Source organism: Acinetobacter pengchengensis (assembly GCF_982235305.1).
On the sequence record NZ_CEVATJ010000001.1, the window covers coordinates 456,691 to 472,479 of the forward strand.

General features: G+C 41.7%; 18 protein-coding genes. 9 read left to right on the forward strand and 9 right to left on the reverse strand.

Translation table 11 applies throughout. The features are described from left to right. Positions 1-93 precede the first annotated feature (93 nt). The 5 genes from AC0T5Z_RS02170 to AC0T5Z_RS02190 all read left to right on the forward strand — a co-directional run bounded on the left by AC0T5Z_RS02170 (position 94) and on the right by AC0T5Z_RS02190 (position 4,480). Positions 94-705, forward strand: coding sequence for a DUF1285 domain-containing protein (locus AC0T5Z_RS02170; RefSeq protein ID WP_435336707.1), 612 nt, complete (start codon positions 94-96; stop codon positions 703-705). Between the two features lie 46 nt (positions 706-751). After that, a complete protein-coding gene (gene murI / locus AC0T5Z_RS02175) occupies positions 752-1,627 on the forward strand; it encodes a glutamate racemase (RefSeq protein ID WP_291335099.1) in 876 nt (291 codons plus the stop codon). Positions 1,628-1,711: 84 nt separating this feature from the next. After that, a complete protein-coding gene (locus tag AC0T5Z_RS02180) occupies positions 1,712-2,740 on the forward strand; it encodes a DUF4062 domain-containing protein (protein ID WP_435336706.1) in 1,029 nt (342 codons plus the stop codon). A gap of 63 nt (positions 2,741-2,803) precedes the next feature. Next, complete coding sequence (gene hemH / locus AC0T5Z_RS02185) at positions 2,804-3,817, forward strand: ferrochelatase (RefSeq protein ID WP_291335095.1); 1,014 nt, start codon at positions 2,804-2,806, stop codon at positions 3,815-3,817. An 18-nt stretch (positions 3,818-3,835) separates the two neighbouring features. Then, positions 3,836-4,480 (forward strand): MBL fold metallo-hydrolase, encoded by a 645-nt coding sequence (locus AC0T5Z_RS02190; RefSeq protein WP_435336705.1) that lies wholly within the window; start codon positions 3,836-3,838, stop codon positions 4,478-4,480. An 80-nt stretch (positions 4,481-4,560) separates the two neighbouring features. Here the strand turns inward: AC0T5Z_RS02190 and AC0T5Z_RS02195 are convergent, their stop codons facing one another. Together AC0T5Z_RS02195 and AC0T5Z_RS02200 are read right to left on the reverse strand one after the other, a co-directional pair. Further along, positions 4,561-4,719 carry a hypothetical protein gene (locus AC0T5Z_RS02195; RefSeq protein ID WP_291335091.1) on the reverse strand — a complete coding sequence of 53 codons (159 nt, stop codon included), beginning with the start codon at positions 4,717-4,719 and terminating at the stop codon, positions 4,561-4,563. A 241-nt stretch (positions 4,720-4,960) separates the two neighbouring features. After that, complete coding sequence (locus AC0T5Z_RS02200) at positions 4,961-5,134, reverse strand: DNA gyrase inhibitor YacG (RefSeq protein WP_291335089.1); 174 nt, start codon at positions 5,132-5,134, stop codon at positions 4,961-4,963. A gap of 85 nt (positions 5,135-5,219) precedes the next feature. Here AC0T5Z_RS02200 and AC0T5Z_RS02205 point away from each other — a divergent pair, with 85 nt between their 5' ends. Together AC0T5Z_RS02205 and AC0T5Z_RS02210 are read left to right on the forward strand one after the other, a co-directional pair. Continuing rightward, complete coding sequence (locus AC0T5Z_RS02205; RefSeq protein ID WP_291335165.1) at positions 5,220-5,909, forward strand: class I SAM-dependent methyltransferase; 690 nt, start codon at positions 5,220-5,222, stop codon at positions 5,907-5,909. Between the two features lie 6 nt (positions 5,910-5,915). Next, positions 5,916-7,118 carry a TIGR03862 family flavoprotein gene (locus tag AC0T5Z_RS02210; RefSeq protein WP_435336704.1) on the forward strand — a complete coding sequence of 401 codons (1,203 nt, stop codon included), beginning with the start codon at positions 5,916-5,918 and terminating at the stop codon, positions 7,116-7,118. Between the two features lie 7 nt (positions 7,119-7,125). Here the strand turns inward: AC0T5Z_RS02210 and AC0T5Z_RS02215 are convergent, their stop codons facing one another. Both AC0T5Z_RS02215 and AC0T5Z_RS02220 read right to left on the reverse strand, forming a co-directional pair. Then, positions 7,126-7,680: a hypothetical protein gene (locus tag AC0T5Z_RS02215; RefSeq protein ID WP_291335085.1), complete on the reverse strand. Its 555-nt coding sequence runs from the start codon at positions 7,678-7,680 to the stop codon at positions 7,126-7,128. A gap of 19 nt (positions 7,681-7,699) precedes the next feature. Continuing rightward, the gene (locus AC0T5Z_RS02220) at positions 7,700-8,473 is read right to left on the reverse strand and encodes a class I SAM-dependent methyltransferase (protein WP_291335083.1); all 774 of its coding nucleotides are present in this window, start codon (positions 8,471-8,473) and stop codon (positions 7,700-7,702) included. Between the two features lie 124 nt (positions 8,474-8,597). Here AC0T5Z_RS02220 and AC0T5Z_RS02225 point away from each other — a divergent pair, with 124 nt between their 5' ends. Both AC0T5Z_RS02225 and AC0T5Z_RS02230 read left to right on the forward strand, forming a co-directional pair. Beyond that, positions 8,598-9,866: a hypothetical protein gene (locus AC0T5Z_RS02225; protein WP_291335081.1), complete on the forward strand. Its 1,269-nt coding sequence runs from the start codon at positions 8,598-8,600 to the stop codon at positions 9,864-9,866. Between the two features lie 118 nt (positions 9,867-9,984). Next, a complete protein-coding gene (locus tag AC0T5Z_RS02230; RefSeq protein ID WP_291335079.1) occupies positions 9,985-10,185 on the forward strand; it encodes a hypothetical protein in 201 nt (66 codons plus the stop codon). 66 nt (positions 10,186-10,251) lie between these two features. On the opposite strand, the gene AC0T5Z_RS02235 is transcribed toward AC0T5Z_RS02230, so the two are convergent. From AC0T5Z_RS02235 to glyQ, 5 genes are all read right to left on the reverse strand, one after another. Then, positions 10,252-10,767: a hypothetical protein gene (locus AC0T5Z_RS02235; protein WP_435336703.1), complete on the reverse strand. Its 516-nt coding sequence runs from the start codon at positions 10,765-10,767 to the stop codon at positions 10,252-10,254. 342 nt (positions 10,768-11,109) lie between these two features. Further along, complete coding sequence (locus AC0T5Z_RS02240) at positions 11,110-11,499, reverse strand: hypothetical protein (RefSeq protein WP_291335075.1); 390 nt, start codon at positions 11,497-11,499, stop codon at positions 11,110-11,112. 73 nt (positions 11,500-11,572) lie between these two features. Next, a complete protein-coding gene (locus AC0T5Z_RS02245) occupies positions 11,573-12,514 on the reverse strand; it encodes a COG2958 family protein (protein WP_291335073.1) in 942 nt (313 codons plus the stop codon). A gap of 70 nt (positions 12,515-12,584) precedes the next feature. After that, positions 12,585-14,654, reverse strand: coding sequence for a glycine--tRNA ligase subunit beta (gene glyS / locus AC0T5Z_RS02250; protein WP_291335071.1), 2,070 nt, complete (start codon positions 14,652-14,654; stop codon positions 12,585-12,587). Beyond that, a complete protein-coding gene (gene glyQ, locus AC0T5Z_RS02255; protein ID WP_291335069.1) occupies positions 14,654-15,637 on the reverse strand; it encodes a glycine--tRNA ligase subunit alpha in 984 nt (327 codons plus the stop codon). The genes glyS and glyQ overlap by 1 nt, the downstream gene beginning before the upstream one ends. Between the last annotated feature and the right edge of the window lie 152 nt (positions 15,638-15,789).

Sequence of the window (15,789 nt, forward strand, 5' to 3'; positions counted from 1 at the left end):
TATGGGTAAGTATTGTGAGCTAGTATAGTTTTAAACCGAGTCTTAGCCAATTGGCTGAATCGTATTATTTTTCCGTCAGTAAGGTACTGCAGCATGAAGCATGACGACAATTCAATCAAACCGACAGAAAATGTAGCTACGGCTGATAATAAAAATTTAATGCACATTGCACAATATATAAAAACTGGACAGTCAGGTCACAAAAGATCAATCCCTCCTCTGGAGCAATGGCATCCAAAGCATTGTGGGGCAATGGATTTGCTGGTCAAAGCCAATGGAGAATGGTGGCACGAAGGTCAATTGATCAAACGACAGGCATTGGTTGATCTGTTTTCTAGTGTGTTATGGAAAGAGCAGGGCAAGTTTTATCTAAAAACTCCCGTGGAACAAATTGAAATTCAGGTAGAAGATGAGCCTTTATTCATCAATCAGGTTGATATGGTCGAAATCGGACAGCAAAATTATATTCAACTCACCAGCACGCATCATGATATTGTGATTGTCGATGCAAAACATCCTATTTTTATGCGTGAATATGCGGGTGAGCTGCGACCTTATGTGCATGTGCGTTTTGGTATTAATGCCCTGATTCAGCGTGCGGCTTTTTTACACTTGGTGGAATTGGGCGAGCTGAGTGATAATGCGCAGGGCGAAACGATTTTATCGTTGAAAAGTGGTGATTTGCACTTGCATTTAAGCAGCTGAGGTTTAAGCTTTATTCATTCTATTTTGTATTGCTGAATCTCTTGCTATGACAGCCATTCATCCTGTTTCTCCTTTAAATCAAGCTATGCCAAAAGCACAAGCCAGTGCGCCAATTGGTATTTTTGATTCGGGCATAGGAGGCTTGTCGGTTGCTATTGAAATTGCAGAATATTTGCCTAATGAAAGCATTGTGTATTATGCCGATACAGCGCACGTGCCGTACGGCCCACGCGATGATCAAAATATTCGGGAACTCACTGCAGCCGCAATCGAATGGTTATATCGACAAGGGTGTAAAGTTGCAGTCGTGGCGTGTAATACAGCTTCCGCTTTCAGTCTAGATTATCTGCGCGATCATTACGGCGAAGATTTTCCCATTATTGGTTTAGTGCCTGCTTTAAAGCCTGCTGTATTAAATAGCCAAACCAAAACAGTGGCTGTACTTGCGACACCTGCCACTTTTCGTGGACAACTCATTAAAGATGTGATGCAGCGTTTTGCGATTCCTGCTCAAGTTCGAGTCTTGAAAGTCACCAATCTAGATTTAGTGCCTTTTGTTGAGCAAGGTGCGCAAATGAGTGAGGCGTGTTTAAGTTCCTTACAGCATAGTTTGCAACCTGTGGTCGATCAGGGTGCGGACTATTTGGTACTCGGCTGTACCCATTATCCTTTCCTAAAACCTGCGATTGAGTCCATTTTTGGTCAGAAACTGACATTAATTGACTCAGGAATTGCCGTTGCGCGTCAAACTTCCCGCATTTTAATTAAAAGTGAGTTATTATTTGACCAAAGTGTGGCAGATACATTACAAATCGCGTGTTATGTCAGCGGGAACAATGCAGAACAATTAAAACCCGTGTTGCAGCATCTTATTCCAGGCAATATTTCTTGGAGTGTCGCAAATGTGAGTACTGTGGACTGAATTTAAGATTATTTTTTTACAATTGGGGAAAGGCATTACAAGTAGACGGTGACTGACTTGTAATGGCAATAGGAGAGGAAACCAATGCTGGATAAGCGCTATCAGGTCTTTATCTCGACTTCTGGGGCAGATATGCAGTCAGAAAGAGTGGTCTTGGCACAAACATTGGTAGGAATGGGTTTTTTTTCCTGGGGGTTAGAAAAACGCACCCCACTTAGCACTGCGTTTGCACGCCGTCAAATCGATGATTGTGATTATGTGGTGATTCTATTGGGCAGCCAGTACGGTGAGCAATCGGTGTCGGGCGTGGGTTATATGCATTTAGAGTATATTTATGCATTCACCAAGCAAAAGCCGATCATTGTATTTATGCACGAAGACCCAGATTCACGAGATCCAGCTTTACATGATGAAAAACCTGAATTACGCGAAAAATTCAAAGAGTTTCGTACATTATTACAACAAGAAGTCGATCAGGTATTTTGCTACCGCACTCTACGTGATTTAGAGCTTGCTGTCCGCTTTAATATGTCGCAAATGTTGGAGCGTTATCCGACGCCTGGTTGGGTACGTCCGCAAAATACGCAAGCCTTGCATGATGAAATTGAGCGTTTAAAAAGTAAGTTAAGTCAGCTAGAAACTGATGTGGGACAGCGTCAAGCAGACCCATTTCTAAGCCTGTCTAAAGTGTCGATGAATGAATCATATCGTTTTGAATATCGCATGCATGCGTATCAGGATGGTAACTTTAGAGAGCTGAAAGTTGAGCGAAGCTTAACCTGGGCGCAGTTGTTAGCAATTTTAGGTAATACTTTTATTCATCCGACTCCTGAAGAATATTTTTCTAAACGTATGAATGAATATTTGAATGAAACAGGTTTGGATGATGCGCGTCGGATCATGCCGCGTGCGCATGCGGTTGCACGTGCTCAAATCAATATTCGAGCTTTGCATGAGATTAAAATGCAAATGTGTCAAAATGACTGGATTGTGCAAGCGGGGCGTGATGATCGTCAGCGGATGTTGTGGCAAACTACAGCAAAAGCGCAAAAACTTTTAGAGAGCAATTTGCTAGATACCGATCGGGTGAATTCATTTAAAACACCGTATTGACTCTCAATACAGAGTAAAAAACTGTTAAAGTAGTCGGGTTCAATCATCAGACACGAGGGCTGGATGTTGTCTACAGAAAAACCCAAAATAACCGTTCTTTTAGCCAATTTAGGTACGCCTGATGAACCGACTGCAGCGGGAGTTCGCCGTTTTTTAAAGCAGTTTTTATCTGATCAACGGGTGATTGAAATTCCCAAACCGATTTGGCAAATCATTTTAAATTTATTCATTTTGCCATTTCGTCCTAAGCGTGTTGCGCATGCTTATGCCATGGTCTGGCAACAAGATTCACCGATGCGTGAAATTTTGTTACAACAGGTTGATGCCTTAAAACAGCAGTTATTGCCGCTATATCCTGAGTTTGAATTGAATATTGTGCCAGTAATGACCTATGGCAATCCGGGTATTCAACAGGCTTTGGCAGCTTTGAGTCAAAATCCTCAAGATCATGTGATTTTGTTCCCTTTATTTCCACAATATTCAGCAACTTCGACTGCGCCTTTATATGATGCCGTTGCCAAATGGGTGCCACAGCAGCGTAATTTGCCGGGCTTATCCATCATTCGTGATTATTATCAACATCCTTTATACATTCAGGCTTTAGCGCAGAGTGTGCGTGAGTTTCAAGCCGAGCATGGTATGGCAGAAAAACTGTTGATGTCGTTTCATGGCATTCCACAGCCTTATGCCGATAAGGGTGATCCGTATGCAGAGCGTTGTCGGATTACAGCAAAATTGCTTGCCGATGCCTTAAATTTAAATGATGAACAATGGGCGATTAGCTTCCAGTCACGTTTTGGCAAACAGGAATGGGTCAAACCCTATACCGATGTGTTACTTGAAGAATGGGGACAGCAGGGCGTGAAGTCGGTGCAAATTATGAGCCCTGCTTTTTCTGCAGATTGTCTAGAAACCCTAGAAGAATTGGCGATTCAAAATGCAGAATTATTTTTGCAAGCAGGTGGCAAAGAATATGCCTACATTCCTGCATTGAATACCCGTGCCGATCATTTGGATTTGCTCAAGCATTTGCTTCAAGCTAATCTTGATGCTGTAAAGCTTAACCTAAGCCATTAATTTTTGAGGTTCGCCATCATGTTGCAAGTCAAAATTATTCCCGTCACTGCTTTTCAGCAAAACTGCTCGATTGTGTGGGATGCAGAAAGCAAAGAAGCGATTTTGATTGATGCAGGCGGCGAGCCTGAAAAATTGAAAGCTGAAATTGAAGCGTTGGGTTTAACGGTGAAAGCTTTGTGGCTAACTCATGGGCATCTAGACCATGCGGGTGCTGTGGGTGCTTTGCAACATCACTGGAATGTTCCTGTGATTGGTCCACAAAAAGAAGATGCATTTTGGTTAGATCAACTGCAAGAAGTGTCTGCGCGTTATGGTTTTCCTATCCCTGAACAAGTCACGGTTACACAGTGGTTAGAAGGTGGTGAAGTGCTGCAATTGGGGCAAGAAAGCTTTGAAGTGCGTTATGCGCCTGGGCATACCCCAGGGCATGTGATGTTTTATAATGCAAAATATGGCATCTTGTGGACAGGTGATGTGCTATTTAAAGGCTCAATTGGGCGCACCGATTTTCCACGTGGCAATCATCAACAATTGCTAGATTCAATTCAGCGCGAATGTTTTAGTTTACCAGATGACACTCAGTTTATTTCTGGGCATGGTCCCATCAGTACTATTGGATTTGAAAAACAGCACAACCCGTTTGTGGCGGGGCAAGCAGGTTAGGTCTTGTGCTGTGATTTAATAGTAAAAGATCAGCTAAAAGTCAGTGTGTACTGACTTTTTTTATTTGCACAATCGTTTTTCTAAGACTGTCTGCTTTCAAGAGCAAATAGCATGGCAAAGAAAGTGAGTAAAATGCCAACACTGAGCATTAAAAGATCATGTGTGTAAAGACCTAAACCCGAGCTGCTGGTGGCGAGTAAAATACTCAGCATTAAAATTCCTTTAAGGAATGCTTCCATGGTGTTGTGTTCCTAAAATTTTTGTTTTTGCTTAATTTTTTATTCAATGGCGTGTGTTCTACACGCGTCACGATTATAGTGTGTAACTCGTCTTTTTTAAGCCATGATTAAGCAATAAAATTTTGAACAATTGATTAACAAAAATATGAAATTTTTCATGAAAGTAGTTGTATTTCCCAACGGAATTTTGAGCTGAAATTTAGGTGTACTTTTACTCTTTAAGCAGAGTAATTGTTTGATTCTATTCCTCAGAATTTTCTGCTTGTGGAGCATCTTGGGTGGGTAAACGATATTCATCACTTGCCCATGCGCCTAAATCAATCAGTTTGCAACGCTCGGAACAAAATGGACGAAAAGGATTGTCTTCCCATTGTGTAGCTTCGCCACAACGTGGGCAAGGGAAAGTACGAGGCATGCTGAACTCCTATGAAAAATGCAGGATTGGATTAGGCAAATAGCACCTGACTTGGTAGACTTGTGCCGAATTTTATAAGTTTGATCTGATTATGCCAATTCGTCAATTTCAAGCCCAGCGTATGCATGCCCCTCGTGATTTTCAAGCCATTGCCAATGAATCGGTTTGTGTTGAAATTGGTGCGGGAAAAGGCAAGCATGCTTTATTATTTAGTGGACAATATCCCGATAAAAAATTAATTGCGATTGAGCGTACCCGTGAAAAATTTGTGGCGATGCAAAAACAGCATCAACTTGAAGGTCAGCGTAACTTGCAAATAGTACATGCCGATGCAATTCCATGGATTGTACATGCTTTATTTCCTGCTCAAGTTGAGCAATTCTTTATTTTATATCCGAACCCAGAACCGCATAATGCCACCCAGCGTTGGTTGAATATGCCATTTTTTGAGTTTTTATTGTCACGCTTAAAAGCAGGCGGCAGTATTACCTTAGTAAGTAATATTCCTGAATATATTGCAGAAGCCCAGCAACAGCTGATCGAAGTGTGGAAATTGCCATTTATTCAGCAGGATGTTCCAGTAGATTCAGCACGCACTCACTTTGAAATCAAATATTTAGCACGTGGCGAGCGTTGTCAGGAACTGCAGATCAGCAAGCCAGCCGCTTATACAACCCGTTTTGATGATTTTCAGCCTTTGCAAGGACAGCAGCCAACTTTAACACCTCCTGCAGTTGAGGCGAAAGTGCCTGAAGACTCACTTGAAACTGAGTAAACAGGCATGAAACAGCGCATTGCAATTATAGGAGCAGGGCCAGCAGGTTTAATGGCTGCCGAAGTGCTGAGTCAGTTTGACTATGATGTGCATGTTTATGAGCAGAAACCTTCGGCGGCGCGCAAGTTTTTGATGGCAGGTAAAACGGGTCTGAATATTTCACATGCCGAACCAATTGCACAATTTATTCAACGTTATGATCAGGCGGAATGGTTGGCGCCGTGGATTCGACAATGGGATGCCGCTTGGATTCAAAACTGGATGCAGGGTTTAGGTATTCAGTCTTATGTAGGTTCATCGGGGCGGATTTTTCCACAAGAAATGAAAGCTGCACCTTTGCTGCGCGCATGGTTAAAACGCTTAGTGGATGCAGGTGTGCAGTTTCATTATCGGCATCAGGTATCTGATTTAAATAATAATCAACTCAGTATTCAAAATCTAAGTACAGGGCAAGTGGAACAACAGCAGTTTGTCGCCATTGTGATGGCATGTGGGGCAGTGTCGTGGTCGAAATTAGGCAGCGATGGTGCATGGCAGCGTTGGTTATCTGCCAATGAAATTCGGCCTTTTCAAGCCAGTAATGCAGGGGTGGAGCGTGATTGGTCTAACTATATGCAGCCAGTTTTTGGGCAACCGTTAAAACGTGTGCAAGCATGGGTGAAAGGTACTGAACCAAGCATGGGCGATATTGTGATTAGCCATTATGGTTTGGAAAGTGGCTTAATTTATAAGCAAGGGCGAGCGTTGCGACAGTTGCAGCTTGCACATCAACCGATGCAGCTACACCTAGATTTATTGCCCGATTTAAGCATTGAGCAACTTTGTCAAAAGTTACAACCTTCCAAAAAACAGTCTTTAAGCAATATTTGGCGCAAGGCGGGTTTGGATGCCGTGAAGTCTGCAGTCGTGCGTGAGTTGGTGGATAAAGCTCTTTGGCAGCAGCCTATGCAATTGGCGCAGCAGATTAAAAACTTAATGGTGCCTTTGAAGGGGTTTCGCCCTATTGAAGAAGCTATTAGCTGTGCGGGTGGGGTCAAGCGCGAGGTTTTGTCTGCACAATTACAATTAAATTCTAATCCTCACGTTTTTCTTTGTGGTGAGATGCTGGATTGGGATGCACCAACGGGCGGCTATTTGCTGACAGCCTGTTTTGCGACAGGTCGTGCTGCCGCGGAAGGGGTGCATCAATATTTACAGCAGCGTCCCTAAAAATACGTTATTGATCCAGTTGTGGATATTGCCCGCGCCAATGTTCCAGTTGTTGCTGCGCCTGTAACAAGTCTGCTAAACCTTGTTGACGTTGTGCTTTACTGACAGGATAAGGTGCAGAAGTAGTGTTTTGAGCTGCCAGATATTGTGCTTGCTGTTCCCAATAATGACTCATTAAGCCTTGAATATAACGCCCTTGTGGTGTCTTTAAATCTAGTTCCTTGAGCATGCTTAAGGCAGATTGAATGTTGTCCTGTAGGCGATTTTTAGCAAATGCAGCATCGAGTTGTTTGTTTTCATGCAAGCGTGCTAACTCATCTTCCAAATCATTGCTCATTTGCTCATGGCGTTGTTCATAATCCATTAGCAATTGAATGTCATGTGGGTCATCCGCAGTCATCTCAAAGGGCTGAAGCGCGGCTTGCTCGACCTGAGTTTGCATGATTTGATCTTCAGGACTGAGTTTGTCTGCATTTTCTATCTTGCTGCGCTCACAGGCGCTGAGGGTGAAAGCCAAACAAATTGTTAAGGGAGCAATCATGTGTTTAAAGGTTATTTGCATTTATTCGCTCCAGTCATATTCAACTTTTTTGATAGACATACAAATGCGTGCAATAGGGAAATTCAATTTCATCTTGCGCATACTTATTTGTATATTCTAATACTAATTGCTCAAATTGTGTTTTGAGTTGTTGTTGCTGTTCGGTTGGCATCGCAGCAATGAAACTGGTCGAAAGCAAACGCTTGGATACTACTTGTTCGACTGTACCGACATGCGTGTGATGAAATTGCTGTTCGTGGGTGAGTTGGAATAAATCTGTATCGGCAAATACCTGACGCCAGTCTTGGTTGTGAAAACGCGGGGTATCGCCCTCAAAAGGCAAAATCATCTGTGCCAGTGCATTAACCCAATTAACCGAAATATCACGTTGATTCCAAATTAACAGCAAATAACCTTGAGGTTTTAAGATTCGGTGTATTTCCTTTAAACTTTGTAGATTAGCAAACCAATGAAAAGATTGCGCACAGCTCACCAAATCTGCACACTGGTCGGGGAGCGGTAATTGCTCACTTCGTGCCTGAATTGTCGCAACTCGCGGGTAAAGTTGCTTTAATTCGGCTAACATGCTGGCAATCGGATCTACCGCTATAAGCTGGGTTGTCAGTTTGAGCAAATGTGGCAGGAACTTTCCTGTACCAGAACCTAGGTCTACCATATTGCTATTCAGTGGAACTTGGAGCTGATCTTGTAGGAAAATATCAATTTCTTGCGGGTAACTGGGGCGAACTTGTTGATATAGGTTTGCCCCTAAAGCAAAGCCTTGTTGTGCGGCAGGGTGTAGAGATTGTGTCATATTTTGCGATTTTTAATCTGCTGTGCATCTATAAAATAACATATTCACTTTTGAACTTGTGTACAGTGTATTCAAGGTTAAATAAAGTAACAGTTTAATTCAGCGCCTTGGCGCCGGTGTGGGAATGGACAAACACATAATTTTTGAAGACGGACATATCCGCGCTATTTTCATGAAAGGCTCATCTCAGGAGCTGATTTTTTCTTTTGGCGATTTAATTACACGAGCCAAAGGAACGTCTATTAATGCTGAAAAATCACTGGAAAAGTTTCATTTTAATGTGATTGGGGTCATGCCTAAGGAAAAATCATGGTTTCCTGAAGCATCTATGCGTGCCATGTTGGCAGCCATTCAAGACCTGATTGCCCCGTTTAAAATTCGCGTGGGCTATGGCGGCTCAATGGGCGGCTATGCGGCAATTAAATATTCCAATTTGCTGGATTTAAACCGCATTGTGGCTCTAGTACCGCAGTATTCAATTGACCCTGAAGATATTCACGACCCACGTTATAACATGTTTTATCAGGCAGACTTAAATGCCAATATGCGCATTCAAGCGCAAGATGTATCGGCACAGCGTGAATATATTGTGGTTTATGACCAATATTATCCTGAAGATCGTGGGCATTATTTAAAAATTCAGCCTTTAATTCCGCATTTACATACTTTGCATTTACCATTTACAGGTCATGATGCGATTGCGATTTTAGCCAACTCTGAATTGCTGAATGACTTTTTAACGCATCCTTTTGATGCGCCGTTCTTTTACCAAAAAATTCGCAAGGTGAAAAAGAATAGCAAGTTTTACTATCGTAAAGTGATTGAAAATGTCTTGCCGAACCATCGTTGGTCTTTAGGTCGTATTTTAAAATACAATAATTTACAGCTAGACAGTAACTTCTTTGATGCCAAGTTGAAACAAAACCTGATCCGCTCCTTGCTGAGTAATAAACAGGTCGATCAGCACGATTTAAACAAACTTGGCTTACAAATTCAGCTGCCGTATGAAAATCGTAATGTCTTGCTCGACCATTTTGGTCATGGTTTGGTGTTTAACATCATCAGCCAAAAAATTGAGAGCTATGCTGCAAATGCGATTGCCTTAAATCATAAATTCCTGATTCCGATTTACGCAAAGGGTAGTGGATTGGTGCAAATTTATCTGAATGATGAGCGCTATTTGATTAGTATGAATGATCGTCATGTTATGAAACTATGCAAGGAACAAGATGCACTTACTGCAGGCATGCACCCCTTGATATTGAAAAAATATAGCGACTATTTTGTGTTGAGCTATAAAGATTTGAACTTGAGCAGCGATGAGTTCGGTGGCAATGATTTTGTAGAAAATTTGCCAGATACTGCCAAATTTACCTTAGAACTGGAACAGTAAGCTGCAAAATTTGATCCATGATTTAGATGGTCTAAATTTTAGACACTTGTATTGTTTTGCCATTGGGCTAAGATGATCTTAAAACATGCTTTTGCTGATCATTCCAAGGGTAGTATGTATGACCAAGTTGTTGATGCCTGCTGTACTTGTTTTGCTGTCTAGTTTAATTTTATCTGCGACTTTATTTGCAGATGCGCCTGAGCCGAAGGCTTATCTATTTTTCGCTTTGGGTTTGTTGGTATTGTTAGGATTAGGCACATATGTATTCCGACAAATTCAAAAATCGATACGCTATCATATGAATAAGCCTGCAGATTAAATGCAGGCTTTTTTATTTGCGCTGAGTTGTTTTTGTGCTTTTCTAGTAACCAATAAATCAAAAAAATTATAGCTTGATCACTTTAATTTCTTCTTCAGACTCTGTACTTGGCGCAGCCTGCGTCTGTGCTTCCTGAGTAGGTGCGGCAGTGGTCGCTGCAGGGGCTACATGCTGCGAAGGGGCGCTTAATGGTGCTTGATAGATAGGCACGGCATGATCACTTTGACCTGTAATCACTTCTTTGGTTTCCTGAATTTTAGTATTTACATTGTCAGCTAATCGCTGCCCTGTATGCTTGGCTTGCGCCGCACCCTGACTGCTCAATTGCTTGGCGTTGTCTAAAGCTTGATGTGCGGATGGACGAATTTTTTCAATGCCTTTTTCGGTTACTTCACCAACTTTTTGTGCAGTTTGAATCAAACCTTCCTGAGTTTTGTATGCCCAAACATGCAAAAGGTTTGGATTGTCTGCATAAGGCTGAATGGGTTTATTGCTTTGAGTTTGCGCATCACTATTTTGTGCCCACACCGAAGCACTACTGATTAATAGTCCAATACAAATGCTGCCATTGATCTTTTTCATTGTGCTGTGCCTCTTAGGATGCCGAATTCTGGTCGTTGAAAGGTTTTTGAATTGAATGTACTGCATTGTATAAAGCTTAGATGATCTGCAGTGTTTTTTTTCGCAAGTATGATCTATTTTTAGGTGTAATTTACAGTGTTTAAAACGATGGTAGCATTTTAGGCTTAAAGAAGAAGACCCACATAAAATTGTGGGTCTTGTTACTCTGGAGAGTTTTTAAAGCAGGGCAACAATGGCTACACTGCTTGTATCATCTTAGTTTGAAATATCAAGAGATGCTGCATATATATTGAAAGTCCAACAATCTTGCTACATCAAGATACATTCTAGGATGTTTTTAGTTTAGTTGCATTGTGCAAGCGCATCTTTATGGAAGTGACTGCGCAAGGTAATGAAGTTTTTTTGCACGGTTGCATCGTGTAAGTCAAAATTCTCTGCAGTGCTGGTTCCATTTTGTGCAAAGGTTGCAGAACCTGCTGAGATTAAGCTATTGCCTTTAAATGCCCATTGTTCAATAGAGCGACCTGCTTGCAGTGTGCCTGTAAATTCGATCACGCATTTATCAATAAATTTTGTGAGTTTGGCACTGTTGTTGACAGTATCTGGGTAAACTTCAATGTTTTTCACTTCTTGTAAAACACCTGCTGTGAGCTGTGGAATGACAGGTGCAGAAGTACACGCACTAAGAGAAAGGCAAGTTAAACCCGATAAAATGAGTGTTTTAAGTTTCATAAGCTCGTTTTCTTGTTGAGTGTTGTTAGGTTGAGTATAGGGAATCAGTTGGAAAATGACTATAGCTCAGTGATTAACGATTCCAATCTTGTATGCGAATACGGCCAGTTTGGTAATAAATTGAGACCAATTCGATAAAATTTTTAAAGTCTGAATTTTCATTTAAAATTCGATTTATTGATTGCCAATCCACTTCGAGTCTTCGGCGAGCAGGAAGTAAGATTTCACTTTCAGTGGGATTTTCTGGATTGAGTAAAATTACACCTATACCATGTAAAGCTGAAAGCATACGCAGTTCTTCTTCAATTTCATTGGTAGAAATTGAGGTCGCAACTAAATATCCTTCATTTGCCCAACTTGAATTACTAACAGCTTGGAAAAAGCTACTTCTAATATTTGAGTTATTTAGTTCTTTTTTTACCTCGAATGACCAAAGGCGAACATTCTGACCTGAACCATGTTTAACGCAGGTCTTCACTAGTTCATGCCACTTTTTATCAATTGGCTGTATAGCAACAATATCAGGGTGTAACCATTGATTACCATTTTGTCCTCGATTATTTGAAGACTTTTTTTCATCAATTCTCAGGCTATAGAGGTTTAGCTCTTTAGACAAATATTCGATGAGAACAGGATATAAATCATGTTCTGAGAGTACTTTATACGTTGGAGTAGATACTACTTCTTGCTCATCATCGAGAGGAATATTTTCTGAATTATCTATATCAGGTAAGGGGATGTTATTTTGTTCAAACCAATACAAGCGCGGTCTAGGCTTGTCTTGCATTTGAATTTTTGGCTCGATTTTCAGGATTGCTTTTTTATGTGCACCTATTTCAGCAATAACTTGATTTAAAAAATCTTCTTCATTCGAAAATCGTGAGTTGCTTCTTTTTTCTAGGTAGTCATTTGGATAAAGCTTTGTTATCCCTAGAGCAATTTCTCTAGCAGTGAATTTTTGAGTTGGATGTGCTTTTAAAAATTCCGCGACTTTTTGTGGTTGTGATAATTTCATTTCATCAATATGTAAAAAACCCCACTATCAAAATAGCGGGGTTTCTTTTAACTTACAAGCAATTAAGACTTTAGTGCTGCAACACACTTACATCTGCAACACGTGTAAACAAATCACGTAACTGTGCCAGTAAACGTAAACGGTTGGCTTTCAACTCTGCATCATCAGCCATCACCATGACACTGTCAAAGAAAGCATCAATAGGCGCACGTAATGCAGCCAATTGAGAAAGTGCAGTGGTGTAGTCTTTTGCTGCCAATAATGGTTCAACCACAGGTGTGATTTTTGCAAGTTCAGCGAATAATGCTTTTTCTGCATCTTCCACCAAGTTTGCTTCAACCACAGCACCTTCAGGCGCGGTTTCTTTGGCTAAAATGTTGGCAACACGTTTGTTCGCAGCAGCCAATGCAGCCGCTTCAGGCAATGCACGGAAGTGATTTACCGCATTTACACGCTTATCAAAATCTAGTGGAGATTTTGGTGATAACGCTTGAACGGCTTGAATCACATCTACCGCAACGCCTTGATCTTCGTATTTGGCACGGTAACGACCTTCAAGGAATGCAACAGCATCTGCCAAAGTCTTGTCGTGATCTTTCAATACATTGCCATAAGCAGCCAATGCCAGCTTGATCAGCTCTTCAATTGATACATCAAGCTCGTTTTCAGTCACTAGACGTAAAATACCAATTGCGGAACGACGCAGCGCAAACGGGTCTTTAGAACCTGTCGGCGCCTGACCAATACCGAAAATACCCGTGAGTGTGTCTAAACGGTCTGCAAGAGCAATGGTTGTTCCTGTTTTAGTTTGTGGAAGCACATCACCCGCAAACTTAGGTAAATACTGCTCACCTAAAGCTTCGGCAACTTCGTCATTTTCACCTTCAAGACGCGCGTAGTAAGTTCCCGCGATTCCTTGAAGTTCTGGGAATTCGCCCACCAATTCAGAGGTTAAGTCACATTTTGCAAGTAAAGCAGCTTTTTCTGCATCTTGCGGATTTGCACCCGTAATTGGCGCCAAGGCAACAGCCAGTTTAGCAATACGTTCAGACTTGTTCCACAAAGTACCCAGTTGTGCCTGGAATACCATGTTGGCCAGTTTCTCTTTACGAGAAGCTAATGGCTGTTTCTGATCTTGCAGGAAGAAGAACTCAGCATCTGACAGACGTGGACGAACCACTTTCTCATTACCTTCAATAATTTGAGTCGGATCTTTAGACTCAATGTTTGAAACGGTAATGAAGTAAGGCTGTAATTTGTTTTCAGCATTCACCAAACAGAAATACTTCTGGTTATCCTGCATGGTAGTGATCAGGGCTTCTTGAGGAACGGCAAGGAAGCGTTCTTCAAAGCTGGCACGTAAAGCTACCGGCCATTCTACCAGTGCAGTGACTTCGTCACGTAGGTCGCTTGGTACAATCGCAATTGCATTAACCTCATCTGCCAACGCTTTTACTTGTTGGTCGATAATAGCCTGACGTTCTTCAAAAGAAGCAATGACTTTAGCAGCACGTAACGCATCTAAATAGTCATTGGCGTGTTGTAGTGTGATTGCTTCAGGGGCATGGAAGCGGTGACCATAGGTTACATTCGCTGCCTGATGATCTTGAATCGTTGCTTCAATCACTTGATCATCTTTCAGCAACACCACCCATTTCACAGGACGCACGAATTCAGTACGGCTTGCCGCAGAACGCATACGTTTTGCAATTGGAAGGTTATCTAATGCTGTCTGTAAAATTTGTGGCAGTAAAGCATCAAGGCTTTGACCTTTGACATCTTTCAAGAAGCATACTTTCTCAACTTTACCTGCTTGAAATGTAGATACTTGATCTACAGTAATGCCTTGACCGCGCATAAAGCCTTCAAGTGCTTTGGTTGGCTTACCTTCAGCATCATAAGCAGCTTGAACAGCAGGGCCGTCAAAACGTTTTTGAGTATCTGCTTGAGCACCATCTACATTGATAATTTTCAATGCCAGACGACGTGGTGCTGCATACGCTTCGATTGAGTCGAAAGCCAGACCAGCATCATTTAAACCTTTTACGGTTTCTGCTTGTAGCGCATCACGCAATTTTTTTAAGCTTTTTGGTGGAAGTTCTTCACAACCCAATTCGAACAAAACGGTATGTTTAGACATTATTTGCTCTCCTTGTTGGCTTCTTTTGCTTCCGCTTCAACCTGTGCTTTTAATTGTGCCAAGACTTCATCCCGTAAATGCGGTTCAGCCATTGGGAAGCCTAATTTTGCACGTGCAGCCACATAACTTTGTGCAATAGAACGTGCCAAAGTACGAACACGTAAAATATAACGCTGACGCTCAGTCACAGAAATTGCACCGCGTGCATCGAGCAAGTTAAAGCAGTGAGATGCTTTAATCACTTGCTCATAAGCTGGTAATGGTAATTCTGCAGCAATTAAACGAGATGCTTCAGCTTCATAGAAGTCAAATAATTCAAACATTTTGTCGACTGGTGCGTATTCGAAGTTATAGGTTGATTGCTCAACTTCGTTTTGATGGAATACATCACCATAAGTGACTGTACCAAATTGACCTTTGGTCCAAACAAGATCGTAAACTGAATCGACACCTTGTAGGTACATTGCCAAACGTTCAAGACCGTATGTGATTTCACCTGTTACAGGGTAGCACTCAACACCACCCACTTGTTGGAAGTAAGTGAATTGTGTCACTTCCATGCCATTTAGCCATACTTCCCAACCTAAGCCCCACGCGCCAAGTGTTGGAGATTCCCAGTTATCTTCTACAAAGCGAATATCGTGAACTAAAGGATCAATTCCGATCGCTTTAAGTGAGTCAAGATACAACTGTTGGATGTTGTCAGGGTTTGGCTTAAGCACTACTTGGAATTGGTAGTAGTGTTGTAGGCGGTTCGGGTTTTCTCCATAACGACCATCTTTAGGACGACGAGATGGTTGTACATACGCCGCGTTCCATGTTTCTGGACCTAAAGCACGTAGGAAAGTTGCAGTGTGGAATGTACCTGCTCCCATTTCCATATCGTAAGGTTGTAAAACGACGCAGCCTTGCTCCGCCCAGTAGTTTTGTAAGGCAAGAATTAAGCCTTGAAAGGTATCAATATGCGATATGGCGCGACTCATGGTCATCCACTTAAAATTAGAGAAAAATTGTGTTCAATTATAAGGATTTTGCGGGGTGCTGGCAAAGGTTAAAGCATAACTAGCTGCTGGTTGTTTGGGGTTTTACAAATTCACTGATAAATAAAAGATATAAAACAAATACATCTTATTCC

What these genes read in the sequence shown, in the direction of transcription:
- AC0T5Z_RS02170 (WP_435336707.1), top strand. Translation starts at nt 94, where the DNA reads ATGAAGCATGACGACAATTCAATCAAACCGACAGAAAATGTAGCTACG.
- murI (WP_291335099.1), top strand. Translation starts at nt 752, where the DNA reads ATGACAGCCATTCATCCTGTTTCTCCTTTAAATCAAGCTATGCCAAAA.
- AC0T5Z_RS02180 (WP_435336706.1), top strand. Translation starts at nt 1,712, where the DNA reads ATGCTGGATAAGCGCTATCAGGTCTTTATCTCGACTTCTGGGGCAGAT.
- hemH (WP_291335095.1), top strand. Translation starts at nt 2,804, where the DNA reads ATGTTGTCTACAGAAAAACCCAAAATAACCGTTCTTTTAGCCAATTTA.
- AC0T5Z_RS02190 (WP_435336705.1), top strand. Translation starts at nt 3,836, where the DNA reads ATGTTGCAAGTCAAAATTATTCCCGTCACTGCTTTTCAGCAAAACTGC.
- AC0T5Z_RS02195 (WP_291335091.1), bottom strand. Translation starts at nt 4,719, where the DNA reads ATGGAAGCATTCCTTAAAGGAATTTTAATGCTGAGTATTTTACTCGCC.
- AC0T5Z_RS02200 (WP_291335089.1), bottom strand. Translation starts at nt 5,134, where the DNA reads ATGCCTCGTACTTTCCCTTGCCCACGTTGTGGCGAAGCTACACAATGG.
- AC0T5Z_RS02210 (WP_435336704.1), top strand. Translation starts at nt 5,916, where the DNA reads ATGAAACAGCGCATTGCAATTATAGGAGCAGGGCCAGCAGGTTTAATG.
- AC0T5Z_RS02215 (WP_291335085.1), bottom strand. Translation starts at nt 7,680, where the DNA reads ATGCAAATAACCTTTAAACACATGATTGCTCCCTTAACAATTTGTTTG.
- AC0T5Z_RS02220 (WP_291335083.1), bottom strand. Translation starts at nt 8,473, where the DNA reads ATGACACAATCTCTACACCCTGCCGCACAACAAGGCTTTGCTTTAGGG.
- AC0T5Z_RS02225 (WP_291335081.1), top strand. Translation starts at nt 8,598, where the DNA reads ATGGACAAACACATAATTTTTGAAGACGGACATATCCGCGCTATTTTC.
- AC0T5Z_RS02230 (WP_291335079.1), top strand. Translation starts at nt 9,985, where the DNA reads ATGACCAAGTTGTTGATGCCTGCTGTACTTGTTTTGCTGTCTAGTTTA.
- AC0T5Z_RS02235 (WP_435336703.1), bottom strand. Translation starts at nt 10,767, where the DNA reads ATGAAAAAGATCAATGGCAGCATTTGTATTGGACTATTAATCAGTAGT.
- AC0T5Z_RS02240 (WP_291335075.1), bottom strand. Translation starts at nt 11,499, where the DNA reads ATGAAACTTAAAACACTCATTTTATCGGGTTTAACTTGCCTTTCTCTT.
- AC0T5Z_RS02245 (WP_291335073.1), bottom strand. Translation starts at nt 12,514, where the DNA reads ATGAAATTATCACAACCACAAAAAGTCGCGGAATTTTTAAAAGCACAT.
- glyS (WP_291335071.1), bottom strand. Translation starts at nt 14,654, where the DNA reads ATGTCTAAACATACCGTTTTGTTCGAATTGGGTTGTGAAGAACTTCCA.
- glyQ (WP_291335069.1), bottom strand. Translation starts at nt 15,637, where the DNA reads ATGAGTCGCGCCATATCGCATATTGATACCTTTCAAGGCTTAATTCTT.